Source organism: Kitasatospora sp. NPDC088742, assembly GCF_055584905.1.
On record NZ_JBVJLD010000008.1, the window covers coordinates 12,353 to 27,756 of the forward strand.

Below are 15,404 nucleotides of genomic sequence, written 5' to 3' on the forward strand. Positions count from 1 at the left end.
CGCGCTCGGCCACCCGTGGCCGTCCGTGGTTGTCGGGGGGAAGCCTATTGGCCGAGCCCGACAGCCGTCATACCGCCGCCCCGTACCGGCGCGTAACGGTTCGGTGGTCAGTTCGGACGTCAGCCCGGGACCGTCCCGGACCTGACGTAGAACGGACGGACCCGGGTGAGCATCCACTCCACCACCGGGTCGGCCACCAGGTCGAGCAGCACCAGGTGGACGCCCCACCGCGGCGGCATGGTTCCGAGCGCCCGGCCGAGCGCCTCGTTGACCTGCCCCGGATCGGCCGGCCAGGCCGGGTCCAGCTGCACCCCGACGAACAGCACCGGGGTGTCCAGCTCCACTCCGGCCAGCGCCCGACGGGCCGTCAGCACCCCCGGCAGCTCGGCCAGTTCGGTGATCGCCGCACCGAGGAAGGCGTACGGCTCCTCGGCCGGCTCCGGCTCCCGCAGCGCCACCCGGGCACCGCCCTCCGGCTGCTGCTCCCAGCGCTCCGCGAGCGGCCCGCGGCGCAGCTCGCCGACCCCCTCCGGCGGCACCGGGATGCCCACCGGCGCCTCCGGGTTGACCGCGATCCCGACCCCGACCGGCAGCCCGCGGGCGAACTCCCAGGCCGGTGCGATCGCGAACGGCACGCCGGGCGCGAGCTGGAGGAAGAGCTCCTGCGAGGAGAACACCGGCACGTACGGGGACCCGGCCAGCTCGATGGTCGGCAGGTCCAGCCCCTCGCCCTGCGGGTCGGCCCCGGCCGGCAGCGGGATCCAGATCTGACTGCGCGCCAGCACCTCGATCACCCGCGGCGTCGCCCCCGGATCGCCCAGCGCCGCCGTCAGCACCTGCTCCAGCTCGTTGGCCGGCCAGCTCCCCCCGGCCGGCGCACTACCGGGCTCGGCCCACCCCTGCACCCCGGTCTCGCCAGGCTGGTTCATCGGTCGCGCCCCTCTGTAGCTGTGCGGGCTCAGCCTAGGGCCTGTCTGACGCCTGCGGGGGCGGGAGTGACGTGGTCCGGGGCAGACCTGACCCAGCGGGCGGGCCCCTCTCCCGTCCGGGCCGGGTCTCGTGCCATGATGACCCCGCTCGACAACTTCACACTGGCCGCTCGAACCCGCGCGGGAGAGTCCGGAGTGCGCCCCGTGCGCTGGGCCGGCGCCGAAGGAGCAAGTCCTCCCCGGAATCTCTCAGGCACCCCTACCGCACGGGCGAGGCAGATCTGGAAAGTGGACACGGCCGCGCCGTGCGCCCACCCACGGTGCAAGCCGCCATCCTTGGATGGGCGGTGAAGCTCTCAGGTTGCGACGACAGACGGGGAGACTCCACCCCCGCATGCCCGTTTCCGGCCAAGGAGTTCCGTCGCCATGTCCCCTCGCCTGACCGCGCTCGACGCACTGCACCGCTCGCTCGGTGCCACCATGACCGACTTCGCGGGCTGGGACATGCCGCTGCGCTACGGCAGCGAGCGCGAGGAGCACCTGGCCGTCCGCACCAAGGCCGGCCTGTTCGACCTCTCGCACATGGGCGAGATCACCGTGACCGGCCCGCAGGCCGGTGAGCTGCTCGACTTCGCGCTGGTCGGCCACATCTCCGCGCTCGGCGTGCTGCGCGCCCGCTACACCATGATCTGCCGCGAGGACGGCGGCATCCTGGACGACCTGATCGTCTACCGGACCGGCGACGCCGAGTACATGGTGGTGGCCAACGCCTCCAACGCCCAGGTCGTGCTGGACGCGCTGACCGAGCGCGCGGCCGGCTTCGACGCCGAGGTCCGCGACGACCGGGACGCCTACGCGCTGCTCGCGGTCCAGGGCCCGGAGGCCAACGGCATCCTCGCCTCCGTCACCGACGCCGACCTGCCCGGCCTCAAGTACTACGCCCTGCTGCCCGCCACCGTCGCGGGCCGGGAGGTCTGGCTGGCCCGCACCGGCTACACCGGTGAGGACGGCTTCGAGGTCTTCTGCGCCCCGGCCGACGCCGAGCACCTGTGGACCGCGCTGACCGAGGCCGGCACCGAAGCCGGCCTGGTCCCCTGCGGCCTCTCCTGCCGCGACACCCTCCGCCTGGAGGCCGGCATGCCGCTGTACGGGCACGAGCTGACCACCGAGCTGACCCCCTTCGACGCCGGCCTCGGACGGGTCGTCAAGTTCGAGAAGGAGGGCGACTTCGTCGGCCGCAAGGCCTTGGAGGCCGCCGCGGCGCAGGCCGAGTCCAACCCGCCGCGCAAGCTGGTCGGCCTGGTCTCCGAGGGCAAGCGGGTCCCGCGGGCCGAGTACGCCGTGGTCGACGCGGACGGTACCCCGATCGGGCGGATCACCTCCGGCGCCCCCTCCCCCACCCTGGGCAAGCCGATCGCCATCGCCTACGTGGACGCGGCGCACGCCGCCCCCGGCAGCGCGGTCGCGGTCGACGTGCGCGGCAAGCACGAGCCGGTCGAGGTCATCGCGCTGCCGTTCTACAAGCGCGCCCGCTAACGCCTCCTCACATCCCGGCCCCTCACATCCCGAAACGCCCGGTCCGCTCAGCGGACGGCTTCGCCCTACCCTCTTGCGATCCTGGAGAATGACGTCATGAGCAACCCCACGAACCTGCAGTACACCGAGGAGCACGAGTGGCTGACCACCGCCGAGAGCGGTGCGGTCGCGACGGTCGGCATCACCAAGCACGCCGCCGACGCGCTCGGTGACATCGTCTACGTCCAGCTGCCCGAGGTCGGCGACGAGATCACCGCCGGTGAGTCCTGTGGCGAGCTCGAGTCCACCAAGTCGGTCAGCGACCTGTTCTCGCCCGTCACCGGCACGGTGACCGAGATCAACCAGGCCGTCATCGACGACCCGGCCTCGGTCAACAACGAACCGTTCGGCGACGCCTGGCTGTTCAAGGTCGAGATCGCCGAGACCGGCAAGCTGCTGACCGCCGCGGAGTACGACGCCTTCATCGGCGCCTGACCCACCGGTAGACGGGGGCGGCCGCAGCGCGGCGGCCGCCCCTTCCCTAGGTCCACTGCCCGCACCGCCCCAGGGGAAGACCCAACATGACCGTCCTGAACCAGTCCCTGCACGCGCTCGACCCGGAGATCGCCGCCGCGGTCGACGCCGAGCTGCACCGCCAGCAGACCACCCTCGAGATGATCGCCTCCGAGAACTTCGCGCCCGTCGCGGTGATGGAGGCCCAGGGCTCGGTCCTGACCAACAAGTACGCCGAGGGCTACCCCGGCCGTCGCTACTACGGCGGCTGCGAGCACGTCGACGTGGCCGAGCAGATCGCGATCGACCGGGTCAAGGAGCTGTTCGGGGCGGAGTACGCCAACGTCCAGCCGCACTCGGGCGCCTCCGCCAACCAGGCCGCGCTGTTCGCCATCGCCCAGCCCGGCGACACCATCCTGGGCCTGGACCTGGCGCACGGCGGCCACCTGACCCACGGCATGCGGCTGAACTTCTCCGGCAAGCAGTTCAACGTGGTCGCGTACCACGTCGACGAGGCCGGCCTGGTCGACATGGCCGAGGTCGAGCGCCTCGCCAAGGAGCACCGCCCGAAGGTCATCATCGCGGGCTGGTCCGCCTACCCGCGCCAGCTGGACTTCGCCGAGTTCCGCCGGATCGCCGACGAGGTCGAGGCGTACCTCTGGGTCGACATGGCCCACTTCGCCGGCCTGGTCGCCGCCGGTCTGCACCCGAACCCGGTCGAGTACGCGGACGTGGTCACCTCCACCACGCACAAGACCCTGGGCGGCCCGCGCGGCGGCATCATCCTGGCCAAGCAGGAGTTCGCCAAGAAGCTCAACTCCTCGGTCTTCCCCGGCTTCCAGGGCGGCCCGCTGGAGCACGTGATCGCGGCCAAGGCGGTCTCCTTCAAGGTCGCCGCCTCGGAGGAGTTCAAGGACCGTCAGCAGCGCACCCTGGAGGGCGCGAAGGCGCTCGCCGCCCGCCTGCTGCAGGACGACGCCAAGGCGGCCGGGGTCTCCGTGCTCTCCGGCGGCACCGACGTCCACCTGGTCCTGGTCGACCTGCGCAACAGCGAGCTCGACGGCCAGCAGGCCGAGGACCGCCTGCACGAGGTCGGCATCACGGTGAACCGCAACGCCGTCCCGAACGACCCGCGCCCGCCGATGGTCACCTCCGGCCTGCGGATCGGCACCCCGGCCCTGGCCACCCGCGGCTTCCAGGCCGATGACTTCCGCGAGGTCGCGGACGTCATCGCCGAGACCCTGCTGCCCTCCTTCGACGAGGCCAAGGCCGAGTCGCTGAAGGCCCGGGTCACCGCGCTGGCCGCGAAGTACCCGCTCTACCCGGAGCTGTAGTCCCCCGGTGGCCTGACGGCCACCGGACCGTCGTTATGTCAGGGCCGGGGCACCGCGCACACTGGAATCGTGGCGCGCGGTGCCCCGTGCCATGCCTGCCCGTTCCACCCACGAGACCAGACAAGGACGTCACCTCCGTGGCCATCAGCGTCTTCGACCTCTTCTCCATCGGTATCGGCCCCTCCAGCTCGCACACCGTAGGACCGATGCGCGCGGCCCGGATGTTCGCCCGCCGCCTCAAGTCCGAGAGCCTGCTCGCCCAGACCGTCTCCGTCCGGGCCGAGCTGTTCGGCTCGCTCGGCGCCACCGGCCACGGCCACGGCACCCCGAAGGCCGTCCTGCTCGGCCTGGAGGGCAACTCCCCGCGCACCGTCGACGTCGACCAGGCGGACGTGGACGTCGAGCGGATCAAGGCCGAGAAGCGCCTGCACCTGCTCGGCGTCCAGGACATCGCCTTCGACCTGGACACCCAGCTGGTCCTGCACCGGCGCAAGTCCCTCCCCTACCACGCCAACGGCATGACCCTCTGGGCCTTCGACGCCGAGGGCGCCACCCTGCTGGAGAAGACCTACTACTCCGTCGGCGGCGGCTTCGTGGTGGACGAGGACGCGATCGGCGCCGACCGGGTCGTCCCGGACGACACCGCGCTGCGCTACCCCTTCCGCACCGGCGAGGAGCTGCTGCGGCTCACCCGGGAGACCGGCCTGTCCATCTCCGGCCTGATGCTGGAGAACGAGAAGGCCTGGCGTTCCGAGGCCGAGATCCGCTCCGGGCTGCTGGAGATCTGGAAGGTCATGCAGGAGTGCGTCACGGCCGGCATGAACCGCGAGGGCATCCTCCCGGGCGGCCTCAAGGTCCGCCGCCGGGCCGCCTCCGGCGCCCGCGCGCTGCGCGCCGAGGGCATCGGCCCGGCCAACGCGATGGAGTGGGTCACCCTCTACGCGATGGCCGTCAACGAGGAGAACGCCTCCGGCCAGCGGGTCGTCACCGCCCCGACCAACGGCGCCGCCGGGATCATCCCGGCCGTCCTGCACTACTTCACCAACTTCATCCCGGGCGCCGACGACGACGGCATCGTCCGCTTCCTGCTGGCCGCCGGCGCGATCGGCATGCTCTTCAAGGAGAACGCCTCCATCTCCGGCGCCGAGGTCGGCTGCCAGGGCGAGGTCGGCTCCGCCTGCTCGATGGCGGCGGGCGGCCTGGCCGAGGTGCTCGGCGGCTCCCCCGAGCAGGTCGAGAACGCGGCCGAGATCGGCATCGAGCACAACCTCGGCCTCACCTGCGACCCGGTCGGCGGCCTGGTCCAGATCCCCTGCATCGAGCGCAACGGCATGGCCTCCGTGAAGGCCGTCACCGCCGCCCGGATGGCGCTGCGCGGCGACGGCCGCCACCACGTCTCCCTCGACAAGGCGATCAAGACCATGAAGGAGACCGGGGCGGACATGAAGGTGAAGTACAAGGAGACCTCGCGCGGCGGCCTCGCCGTGAACGTCATCGAGTGCTGATCCCGAACTGACCGGAGCGGGCACGGACTGTCGGGTCCGGGCCCGCTCCGCTTTTCTACGGTGGGTGCATCAGGGAAGGAGACCCGGGTGCTGGACGGCCTGAACCGCGCGCTGGACCGGATCGAGGAGCAGCTCGAACTGCCGCTCGACGTGGCCGAGTTGGCGCGGATCGCGCTGACCTCGGAGTACCACTTCCGGCGGCTGTTCTCGGCGCTGGCCGGGATGCCGCTCTCCGAGTACGTACGGCGCCGGCGGCTGACGCTGGCCGGGGCCGAGGTGCTCGCCGGGGAGCGGACGCTGCTGGAGGTCGCGGTCCGGTACGGGTACGGCTCGGGCGAGGCGTTCGCGCGCGCGTTCCGGGCCGTGCACGGGGTCGGGCCGGGCGAGGCCCGGCGCAGCGGCGCCGAGCTGACGGCGCAGCCCCGGCTCTCCTTCCGACTCGTCGTCGAAGGGAACAGCAGCATGCGGTACCGGATCGTGCACAAGCCCGAGTTCACCCTGGCGGGCCGGATGGCCCGGGTGCCCCTGGTGCACCGCGGGGAGAACCCGTACATCGCCGAGTTCCTGCGCGGCGTGGGCCGCGAGGAGTTGGAGCGGATCGCCGGGCTGGCGGCGCCGGGGGCGGAGCCGGCCGGGATGCTCTCGGTCTGCGACGGCCTCGACCCGAGCCGGGCCGAGGGGACCGAACTCGACTACTACCAGGCCGTGGTGGCACCGGATCCGGTGCCGGAGGGGCTGGACACCCTGGTGGTCCCGGCCGGCGACTGGGGCGTCTTCGAGACCTCGGGCCCGTTCCCGCAGGCCCTCCAGGAACTCTGGCGGGACGTCTTCACCCAGTGGTTCCCGTCCAGCGCCTACCGCAGCCGCCCGGGGCCCGAGCTGCTCGCGCTCGGGTCCTTCCCGGACGGCTCCGACACCACGGCCCAGCTCTGGATCCCGTTGGAGCGCTGACGTCCTGACGGACGGTCAGTCGCCGGTGGAGCCGTCGGCCAGCTCGCGCAGCAGGTCCAGGTGGCCGTTGTGCCGGGAGATCTCCTCGACCAGGTGGAACAGGATCCACCGGAGGTTGACCCGGGTGCCGCCGCGGACGGTGCCGACGGCCCAGGTGTCGAGGTCGAGCTCGCCCACCAGCTCGCGGTGGCGCGTGATCTGCTCCCGGTACTCGGCCACCAGGGTGGCGATCGGGACCTCCGCCCCGATCCGCATCTCCCGGTCCGGGTCCTCCTCGGTCCACGGCGCCCGGTCCTCACCCCCGAGCAGCACCACGTCCAGCCACCAGTGCTCCACCCACCGCAGATGGCTGATCAGCCCGCCGAGGGTCATCAACGGCGAGCCGGGCAGCTGCACCTTCGCGGCGTCCGCCGGGTCCAGCGCGTCGACCTTGGCCAGTGCGGTGGCCCGGGCGTAGTCGAGGAAGGTGAGCAGCGTGGTGCGCTCGTCCAGGGTCTGGGGCATATCGGTTCGAGTCATCGCGCCGCATCCTGGCCGACCCCGCCCGCCCTGTCGAGCACATTTCCTACGGCTCGCACGCCACCCCGTCGCCGTCCCTGTCCAACTTCCTGCTGTACCCGGGCTGCCCCACCCGCAACGGCGCCTTGCCGGCCGCCCTGACGGCGTCACAGTTCGCGTAGGACACCGAGGAGTTGCCCTCCGGCGGACTGCTCGGCTCAGCGGTCTCCGGCCGCACCGGCACCGGCACCGGCGTCGCGGCGACCGGGACGGCGGGGCGGCCGTTCGCCGGGGTGGGTGTCCCGCCGCCGGCCAGGCGGTCAAGGTCCGCCGACCACCCCGCCGCGTGCCGGTTCGAGGACGACCAGGGTGCGCGGAGCGCGAGGTGGATGCACAACCGCATCTGGCTGAATAATCAAAGGGAGGCAGGCGAATCCACGCGATTAGCGAAGGTGAACTAGCTTACAAACCTTTCGTTCGATTTTGCCCACATCCTGAGACCGTGCGATAGTCAGTCCATCGACACCCGCGCGGCACGCACCCCCTTGGCCGGCGCGGTGACATCTGCAGGGGCCCCCACGCCGCACCACGGCCATCCGGGGGCCCCGCACTGTTTTCGGGGCCGGGCCTTCGGGGCTACGTGCGCTCGCGGATCTTGAGTTCGAACCAGACGCCCTTGCCGCGCGGCAGCAGGTCGGCACCCCAGCGCTCGGCGAGGGTGTTGACCAGGAGCATGCCGTGGCCGGTCTCGCCGCCGGGTTCGGCGAGGACCAGGCAGGGCAGGGCGCGGGAGGAGTCGCGGACCTCGACCCGGAGCCAGCCGGGGCGGCGGGTGAGGCGCAGGCCGATGGTGCGGCCGCCGGTGTGGCGGACGGCGTTGGCCATCAGCTCGCCGGTGAGCAGCTCGCCGACTTCCAGTAACTGGTGGAGCCGCCAGCCCTGCAGGACGGTGAGGACCACCCGCCGGGCGGTGCCGACGAGTTCGGGGCGGGAGGGCAGGAACACCTCCTCCTCGGCGGCGACTTGGGCGCAGAGTCGGCCGAAGTGCACGCGCTCGACCTCCTGCGGGCTGAGTCGTTCCAGAGTCTCCAGGGCGAGCACCCCACCTTCCGCGATGTCCGACGGGCCGTCAGCAGTCGTTCCGGCTGCCGGAAGTGATGCCCACTCTGCTTCGCCCCATCCCGCCATGCGCCAATCATTGCGGACTGCGAGCGCCCGCGTACTGACAATGAGTAAACGATCACTATTCATTTGGCATATGACAGACGCAACGCACCTCCGACTCGCACAACAGAACGGCCCGAACCCCCAACAGGGGGCCCGGGCCGAACAGTTGAGCCATTTTCCGGTGTGCCGGAGTGCGCCGGAGACCTACCAGGCGCTCCACGGCACGGTCCAGCCGCTGAGGCCGTTCTCGCCCGAGACCGTCTTGCCCTTGGCGTTCTGGATCTTCACCACGTCACCGACGATCGAGTCGGCGAAGAACTTGCCGGCCGTGGAGCCGTCGCTGCCGCCCTTGGTGTCCTGGAGGCCGATGCAGCCGTGGCTGGCGTTGGACTTGCCGAAGGCGCTGCCCCAGTAGTTGCCGTGCACGTAGGTGCCGGTGTTGGTCAGCCGCATGGCGTGCGGGACGTCGGAGATGTCGTACTCCGAGCCCTTGATGTTGGAGACGGTGGCCGAGTTCATCCGGGTGACCTTCTCCTTGCTGGAGATGACCATCGTGCCGTTCCAGGACGGGTTCTGGTCGTCCCCGGCGGTGATCGGGATGGTCTTGGAGACCTTGCCGTCCCGCTGCACCGTCATCTGGTGGGTGGCCGCGTCCACCACGCTGATCTGCTCCCGGCCGATGGTGAACGGCTCGTCCCGGTCCACGTCGCCGAAGACCCCGGGCGAGACCTCGACGTTCTTCAGCCGGTACTTGATGGTCACCTTGGTGCCCGGCTTCCAGTACTTCTCCGGCCGGAAGTCCAGCCGCTGGGTGCCGAACCAGTGGCCCTTGACCACGGTGCCGTTGGCGCTCTCGAAGGTGATGCCCTGCACCACCGCGTCCTTGTTCTTCACCGGCTTGGAGAAGTTGACCGAGACGATCATCCCGACGCCGTAGGTGCCGCCGTCCGAGATGTTGTCGTTGCTGGAGACCAGCTTGGCCGGGGTCAGCGTGGTGAAGCTGGAGGTGGCCGCGGAGACCAGGCCGTCGCCGTCCTTGGCCTGCGCGCTCACCTGGTAGGTCATGCCGACCTTGAGCGGGCTGTCCGGCTTCCAGCTCTTGCCGTCGGCGGTGGTCTTGCCGGGCACCGCCTTGCCGTTCTTGTCGGTCACCTCGACCGTGGTCAGCGTGCCCTGGGCCACCGCGACGTTCAGCGCGTCGTTGGGGTTGACGTCCTGCGTACCGTCCTTGGGGGTGACGGTGAGCACCGCGGCCGAGTTCTTCGGCGTGCTCTCGGCGGGGCCGGAGGCCGCCCCCGAGGGCTGGCCGGAGCCGCCGGCCGTGGCCGCGCCGCCCGTGCTCGCGGCCTGCCCGCCGGAGCCCGCCGTTCCGGCGGCACCGCCCGAGCCCCCCGCGTCGGACGCGCCGCCGCAGGCGGCCGTCAGCAACAGCGCGCCTCCGACCAGCACGGCCACGGCGGCCCGTCGGCCTCTGACTATCGCGGCGTCGGCCGCCTGCACCGGCTTCACTGTGCGCTCCCCATCCGGATGTCCACGCTCTCTATACGCGTCGGCCGCCGGTTCGGTTGCACCCGGCCCGGGCGCGGTGCGCGAAGGATATCGGGGGAGTTCCGGTGAACACCCGGCGGGAGGGCGGTGTCCGTCCCGTGCGCCGTCAGCGCACGCCGAGCGCGCTGCCCGACCGCCACTGGTCCCAGCTGAGGTTCCAGCCGTTCAGGCCGTTGTCGGCCGGCACCCGGTCCCCCTGCCGCCCGCGCACCTCGATCACGTCGCCGACGGTGGACTGCTCGAAGAACCAGCCGGCCGGGGAGCTGTCCGAACCGCCCTTGACGTCGGCCAGGCCGATGCAGCCGTGGCTGGTGTTGGCGTTGCCGAAGACGTCCCGGGCGGCCCAGTAGTTGCCGTGCACGAAGGTGCCCGAGGAGGTCAGCCGCATCGCGTGCGGGACGTCCTTGATGTCGTACTCGTCGCCGAGGCCGACGGTCTGCGAGTTCATCCGGGTGACGGAGAACTTCTCCGAGATCACCATGGTGCCCAGGTAGGTGGAGAACTCCGGGCTGCCGCCGGAGACCCTCAGGGTCCGCAGCACCCGCCCGTCCTGACGGACCGTCATGGTGTGCGCGTCCAGGTCGACGGTGGAGACCACCGAGCGGCCGACGGTGAAGTGCACGTCCTTGGACTGGGTGCCGTAGTCCCCCGGGGCGCCCTGCACGTCCTTGAGGCGCAGCGACAGGGTCACCTTGGTGCCGGCCGCCCAGTACTTCTCCGGGCGCAGGTCGAGCCGCCGGCCGCCGAACCAGTGCGCGGCCACCGGCACCGGCGGGTCGGTGGTGACGGAGACCGCCTTCTCCACCGCGGCGCGGTCGGTGATCGGGCGGGTGAAGCGGAGCGAGACGGGCATCCCGACGCCCACGGTGGAGCCGTCCTCGGGGGTGAAGAAGGCGGCGAAGGTGTGGTCGGGGGCGAGCGTCGCGAAGGCGGCGTGCTGGGCCGCCTTCAGCCCGGCCTGGTCCTCGGCCACCGTGTCCAGGGTGTACGCGGTGGCCAGCGCGAGCCGCCCGTCCGGGACCCAGGAGCCGTCCGGGCCGATCTTCCCGGGCACCTCCGCGCCCTTCTGGTCGGCCAGCCGGACGGAGACCAGCTTCCCCTGGGCCACCGTCACCCGGACCGGCCCCTCGGCCGGCACCTCCTGCGCCCCGTCGGCCGGGGCGCTGGTGATCACCGCCCGGGACACCGCCGGAGCGGTCGACGCGGCGGCGTCCGTGCTCGGCACGCCCTGCCGCTCGCTGGTGCAGGCGCTCAGCAGGCAGAGCCCGACCGCCACCACGACCGCCACCCGGGAGCGCATGCCGTTCCTCCGTACCCACTTCTGCCGTCAACAACCGCCCGGCATAACGACCCTGAACCCGCCCGGACACGTCGGATCCGATACGCGCAGGAGACGTCGGAAGGCATCGGCACACGACACAATCGTTCACGGCACGATCCGTCACGTGACAGCGACAGCCGATCAGGGAACAAGAGCTAGGCGGGGCCCGGGACGTCCCGCGCTGGGAGAGGTGCGGCCGATGACGGCTTGGCAGCGGCGGGAACGGGCGGAACACGGCGCGATCGACCCGGCGGTGCCCTGGCCCGGCAGCTGGCAGCCGCTCGGCGCAAGGTTCCGCGCCGACCACGGCGGCGGCCACGGGACCAACTTCGCGCTCTGGGCACCGGACGCCGAGGCGGTGGAGCTCTGCCTGTTCGCCGAGGACGGCACCGAGACCAGGCACCCGCTCACCGAGCGGACCTTCCAGACCTGGCACGGCTACCTGCCCGGGGTCCTGCCCGGCGCCCGCTACGGCTACCGGGTGCACGGCCGCTGGGACCCGTGGACCGGCGCCCGGTGGAATCCGGCCAAACTCCTCCTCGACCCGTACGCCCGTGCGGTGGACGGGAGTTACACCGCCCACGACGCGGTCTGCGCCGCCGTCCGAGGCTGGCCCGAGCAGGACGTCGCGGACACCGTCCGGGACAACCGGGACTCCGCGCCGTACGTGCCCAAGGCGGTGGTGGTCCACGACGACGACGACTGGTACGACGACCAGCGCCCGAAGACCCCCTGGGCCGAGACCGTCCTGTACGAGCTGCACGTGCGCGGCTTCACCATGCGCCACCCGGGCGTGCCGCGCGAACTCCGGGGCACCTACGCCGGGTTGGCCCACCCGGCGGCCATCGGCCACCTGGTCGACCTCGGCGTCACCGCGGTCGAGCTGCTGCCGGTGCACCAGTACGCCGACGAGGACCACCTCCAGCAGCGCGGGCTGACCAACTACTGGGGCTACAACACCCTCGGCTTCTTCGCCCCGCACGCCGGGTACGCCGCCTCCGGCAGCCGCGGCCAGCAAGTGGGCGAGTTCAAGCGGATGGTCCGGGCGCTGCACGCGGCCGGCATCGAGGTGATCCTCGACGTGGTCTACAACCACACCGCCGAGAGCGGGGTGATGGGCCCCTCACTCTCGCTGCGCGGCATCGACAACGCCGGGTACTACCGGCTGGACCGCAGCCGCCGCGGCTACGCCGACTACACCGGCTGCGGCAACACCCTGGACACCCGCCAGCCGCACACCGTCCGGCTGATCACCGACTCGCTGCGCTACTGGGTCACCGAGATGGGCGTGGACGGCTTCCGCTTCGACCTGGCCGCCGCGCTGGCCCGGGGCTCGGACGGGGTGGAGATGCACCACCCCTTCCTCGGCGCCGTCTCCCAGGACCCGCTGCTCAGCCGGGTGAAGCTGATCGCCGAGCCCTGGGACGTCGGCCCGGGCGGCTACCAGGTCGGCGGCTTCCCGCCGCTCTGGGCCGAGTGGAACGACAAGTACCGGGACACCGCACGGGACTTCTGGCGCGGCGCCCGGCTGGACGTCCGCGAGCTGGGCTACCGGCTCTCCGGCTCCTCCGACCTCTACCAGCGCGGCGGCCGCCGCCCCTACGCCTCGGTCAACTTCGTCACCGCGCACGACGGCTTCACCCTGCGCGACCTGGTCTCCTACGACCACAAGCACAACGAGGCCAACGGCGAGCAGAACCGGGACGGCACCGACGACAACCGGTCCTGGAACTGCGGCGTGGAGGGCGAGACCACCGACCCGGCCGTCCGCGAGCTGAGACTGCGTCAACTCCGCAACCTGATGAGCACCCTGCTGCTCTCCACCGGCGTTCCGATGATCACCGCCGGGGACGAGCTGGGCCGCACCCAGGGCGGCAACAACAACGCCTACTGCCAGGACAACGAGACCAGCTGGCTGGACTGGTCGCTGCTCGCCCGGCCCGAGTGGCGCGAACTCACCGCGCTCACCGGCCGGTTGATCCGACTGCGGCGCAGGCACCCGGTGCTGCGGCAGCGCGCCTTCTTCTCCGGCCGGGCGGCCGCCCCGGGCGGGCAGCGGGACCTGGTCTGGTTCAACGCCCGCGGCAAGGAGATGACCGAGGGCGACTGGTACGCCCCCGACGGGGTGCTCGGGATGCTGCTCTCCGGCTCCGCGATGTCCGAACGGGACGAGCACGGCTGCGAGTTGACCGACGACAGCTTCCTGCTGCTGCTCAACGGCGGCTCGGTCGACGTCCCCTTCACGCTGCCCGGCGACCCCTGGCCCTGCCGGTTCGAGACGGTGGTGGACACCGCCCGCCCCGGGGCCGAGGACCCGGGGCGCGGCGGGTCCGTCACCCTGGCCGCCCGCTCGCTGGTCCTGCTGCGCGCGCCGGCGGAGGGACCCTTGGGGTGATCAACCCTCGTGGTACTTCGCGGGCTGGTGCGGTGCCACGCACCAGCTCGTCGTGCACCTCGATGCTGCGCCGCACCGCCTCCTCCAGCGAGCAGCCGTCGGCGGCGGCGATCAGGGTGGGCAGGTTGAAGTCGAGCCCCGGCCCGCTCCGGGTCGGCGCCGTCGTCCTCCTCGTCGCAGTAGTAGTCGTCCACCACCCACTCGGCCAGCGCGCACTTGGCGTCGGCCAGCACCACCGGTCCACTGGCCGGCGCCCCGGCGAGGACGCGGGCGAGAGGTGACACCATGGCGGCTCTCCTCAGCTCCGGGCGCCGTTGACCTGGACGTTCTCCAGGATTCCCAGCGCGTCGGGGACCAGCACGGCGGCGGAGTGGTAGACGCTGACCAGGTAGGAGACGATCGCCTTCTCGTCGATCCCCATGAAGCGCACGTTCAGCCCGGGCTCCAGCTCGTCCGGGATGTTGGTCTGCCGCAGGGCGACCACACCCTGGGCCTTCTCCCCGACCCGCATCGCCAGGATGGACGAGGTGTGCCCGCCGACCACCGGGATCTTGCCGCAGGGCAGGATCGGCACCCCGCGCCAGGCCGGCAGGTGGTGGCCGCCGACGTCCGCCCCGCCGAAGTAGAGGCCGCGCCGGTTGCACTCCCGCCCGAAGGCCGCGATCGCCTTGGGGTGGGCGAACAGGTAGTGGGTGTCCCGGCGCATGGAGAGCAGCTCGTCCAGGTCGTCGGGGGTGGGCGGGCCGGAGTGGGTGGAGATCCGCTGGTCGAAGGCGGCGTTGTGGAGCAGGCCGAAGTCCGGGTTGTTGACCAGCTCGTGCTCCTGACGCTCCTTCAGCGCGTCGACGGTCAGCCGGAGCTGCTGCTCGGTCTGGTTCATCGGCTGGTTGTAGAGGTCGGCCACCCTGGTGTGCACCCGCAGCACCGTCTGGGCCACCGCCAACTCGTACTCGCGGGGCCGGAGTTCGTAGTCCACGAAGGTGGTGTGCAACGACGGCTCACCGGTGTGGCCGGCCGCCACCTCGATCACGGCCTCGCCGAGCGCGTTCTGCGCCCGCCGGGTGCCGGCCAGGTAGCCGTCCAGCTGGGCCCGCAGGCCGGGCGCGCGGTCCAACAGCTGCCGGAAGGCGGAGAAGGGGAGCGCCAGCACCGTCCCCGCGGTGAGCGCCCGGACGGTGTACGCCCAGTGCGGCGCCTCCTCCAGGACGGCCTCCTCGCCGAGGTGGTCGCCGTCGGCCAGCTGCCCGAGGTCGGTGGGCTCGCCGTACTTGCCGGTGCCGGTCCGCTCCAGCTTCCCGTGCGCGATCAGGAAGAGCTCCTGGACCGGGGCTCCCTCCTCGACCAGCGCCTGGCCGGGGGTGACGGTCCGTGAGACGAAGAGGCCGGCCAGCTCGGCCAGCACCGCCTGGTCGGCGTAGCCGCGCAGCGGCGGCACCTCGGCCAGCGAGGGCGGCACCACCCGGGCCTCGACGCCGGTCTGCTCGAAGGCCACCCGGCCCCGGCCGACGGCGTAGGTCAGGCGGCGGTTCACCCGGTAGGTGCCGGCCTGCACCTCCACCCAGGGCAGCAGCCGGGACAGCCAGCGCGAGCTGACGTCCTGGTTCTGCGGTTCGGACTTGGTCGTGGTGGCGAGGTTGCGCGCGGCCGCCGTGCTCAGACTGAGCTGGGTTCGCTCCTGAACGGCCGCCGACTCGGAAGCCGGCTCGGTCTCGACCGTCATCGCCTGGT

The 15,404-nt window shown here is 71.8% G+C and carries 13 protein-coding genes and 1 riboswitch; of the genes, 6 read left to right on the forward strand and 7 right to left on the reverse strand.

Annotated features, from left to right (window positions below):
* Positions 1-119: 119 nt before the first annotated feature.
* The gene (locus ACZ6ZR_RS09505; RefSeq protein ID WP_465641094.1) at positions 120-929 is read right to left on the reverse strand and encodes an enhanced serine sensitivity protein SseB; all 810 of its coding nucleotides are present in this window, start codon (positions 927-929) and stop codon (positions 120-122) included.
* A 171-nt stretch (positions 930-1,100) separates the two neighbouring features.
* A riboswitch (glycine riboswitch) is annotated at positions 1,101-1,204 on the forward strand.
* A 151-nt stretch (positions 1,205-1,355) separates the two neighbouring features.
* Between ACZ6ZR_RS09505 and gcvT the strand changes: the two genes are divergently transcribed.
* The 5 genes from gcvT (at position 1,356) to ACZ6ZR_RS09530 (ending at position 6,747) form a co-directional block, all read left to right on the forward strand.
* The gene (gcvT, locus tag ACZ6ZR_RS09510; protein WP_465641096.1) at positions 1,356-2,465 is read left to right on the forward strand and encodes a glycine cleavage system aminomethyltransferase GcvT; all 1,110 of its coding nucleotides are present in this window, start codon (positions 1,356-1,358) and stop codon (positions 2,463-2,465) included.
* 96 nt (positions 2,466-2,561) lie between these two features.
* Entirely contained in the window at positions 2,562-2,939 is a 378-nt protein-coding gene (gcvH, locus tag ACZ6ZR_RS09515) for a glycine cleavage system protein GcvH (protein WP_465641098.1), read from the forward strand.
* Positions 2,940-3,025: 86 nt separating this feature from the next.
* A complete protein-coding gene (locus tag ACZ6ZR_RS09520) occupies positions 3,026-4,291 on the forward strand; it encodes a serine hydroxymethyltransferase (protein ID WP_465641100.1) in 1,266 nt (421 codons plus the stop codon).
* 137 nt (positions 4,292-4,428) lie between these two features.
* Positions 4,429-5,796, forward strand: coding sequence for an L-serine ammonia-lyase (locus ACZ6ZR_RS09525; RefSeq protein WP_465641102.1), 1,368 nt, complete (start codon positions 4,429-4,431; stop codon positions 5,794-5,796).
* Between the two features lie 87 nt (positions 5,797-5,883).
* On the forward strand, positions 5,884-6,747 hold the full coding sequence (locus tag ACZ6ZR_RS09530) for an AraC family transcriptional regulator (protein ID WP_465641104.1): 864 nt from the start codon (positions 5,884-5,886) through the stop codon (positions 6,745-6,747).
* A 15-nt stretch (positions 6,748-6,762) separates the two neighbouring features.
* Here ACZ6ZR_RS09530 and ACZ6ZR_RS09535 read toward each other — a convergent pair whose 3' ends face one another.
* From ACZ6ZR_RS09535 to ACZ6ZR_RS09555, 5 genes are all read right to left on the reverse strand, one after another.
* Positions 6,763-7,266, reverse strand: coding sequence for a DinB family protein (locus tag ACZ6ZR_RS09535; protein ID WP_465641106.1), 504 nt, complete (start codon positions 7,264-7,266; stop codon positions 6,763-6,765).
* Positions 7,267-7,312: 46 nt separating this feature from the next.
* Positions 7,313-7,648, reverse strand: coding sequence for an excalibur calcium-binding domain-containing protein (locus ACZ6ZR_RS09540; RefSeq protein WP_465641108.1), 336 nt, complete (start codon positions 7,646-7,648; stop codon positions 7,313-7,315).
* Between the two features lie 233 nt (positions 7,649-7,881).
* Positions 7,882-8,295 carry an ATP-binding protein gene (locus ACZ6ZR_RS09545; RefSeq protein ID WP_465641110.1) on the reverse strand — a complete coding sequence of 138 codons (414 nt, stop codon included), beginning with the start codon at positions 8,293-8,295 and terminating at the stop codon, positions 7,882-7,884.
* 321 nt (positions 8,296-8,616) lie between these two features.
* On the reverse strand, positions 8,617-9,921 hold the full coding sequence (locus ACZ6ZR_RS09550) for a L,D-transpeptidase (protein ID WP_465641112.1): 1,305 nt from the start codon (positions 9,919-9,921) through the stop codon (positions 8,617-8,619).
* A gap of 145 nt (positions 9,922-10,066) precedes the next feature.
* Positions 10,067-11,260 carry a L,D-transpeptidase gene (locus ACZ6ZR_RS09555; protein WP_465641114.1) on the reverse strand — a complete coding sequence of 398 codons (1,194 nt, stop codon included), beginning with the start codon at positions 11,258-11,260 and terminating at the stop codon, positions 10,067-10,069.
* Between the two features lie 220 nt (positions 11,261-11,480).
* On the opposite strand from ACZ6ZR_RS09555, the gene glgX reads away from it, so the two are divergent.
* A complete protein-coding gene (gene glgX / locus ACZ6ZR_RS09560) occupies positions 11,481-13,676 on the forward strand; it encodes a glycogen debranching protein GlgX (protein ID WP_465641116.1) in 2,196 nt (731 codons plus the stop codon).
* A 298-nt stretch (positions 13,677-13,974) separates the two neighbouring features.
* On the opposite strand, the gene ACZ6ZR_RS09565 is transcribed toward glgX, so the two are convergent.
* Complete coding sequence (locus ACZ6ZR_RS09565; RefSeq protein ID WP_465641118.1) at positions 13,975-15,396, reverse strand: family 2B encapsulin nanocompartment shell protein; 1,422 nt, start codon at positions 15,394-15,396, stop codon at positions 13,975-13,977.
* Positions 15,397-15,404: the final 8 nt, after the last annotated feature.

What these genes read in the sequence shown, in the direction of transcription:
- ACZ6ZR_RS09505 (WP_465641094.1), bottom strand. Translation starts at nt 929, where the DNA reads ATGAACCAGCCTGGCGAGACCGGGGTGCAGGGGTGGGCCGAGCCCGGT.
- gcvT (WP_465641096.1), top strand. Translation starts at nt 1,356, where the DNA reads ATGTCCCCTCGCCTGACCGCGCTCGACGCACTGCACCGCTCGCTCGGT.
- gcvH (WP_465641098.1), top strand. Translation starts at nt 2,562, where the DNA reads ATGAGCAACCCCACGAACCTGCAGTACACCGAGGAGCACGAGTGGCTG.
- ACZ6ZR_RS09520 (WP_465641100.1), top strand. Translation starts at nt 3,026, where the DNA reads ATGACCGTCCTGAACCAGTCCCTGCACGCGCTCGACCCGGAGATCGCC.
- ACZ6ZR_RS09535 (WP_465641106.1), bottom strand. Translation starts at nt 7,266, where the DNA reads ATGACTCGAACCGATATGCCCCAGACCCTGGACGAGCGCACCACGCTG.
- ACZ6ZR_RS09540 (WP_465641108.1), bottom strand. Translation starts at nt 7,648, where the DNA reads ATGCGGTTGTGCATCCACCTCGCGCTCCGCGCACCCTGGTCGTCCTCG.
- ACZ6ZR_RS09555 (WP_465641114.1), bottom strand. Translation starts at nt 11,260, where the DNA reads ATGCGCTCCCGGGTGGCGGTCGTGGTGGCGGTCGGGCTCTGCCTGCTG.
- glgX (WP_465641116.1), top strand. Translation starts at nt 11,481, where the DNA reads ATGACGGCTTGGCAGCGGCGGGAACGGGCGGAACACGGCGCGATCGAC.
- ACZ6ZR_RS09565 (WP_465641118.1), bottom strand. Translation starts at nt 15,396, where the DNA reads ATGACGGTCGAGACCGAGCCGGCTTCCGAGTCGGCGGCCGTTCAGGAG.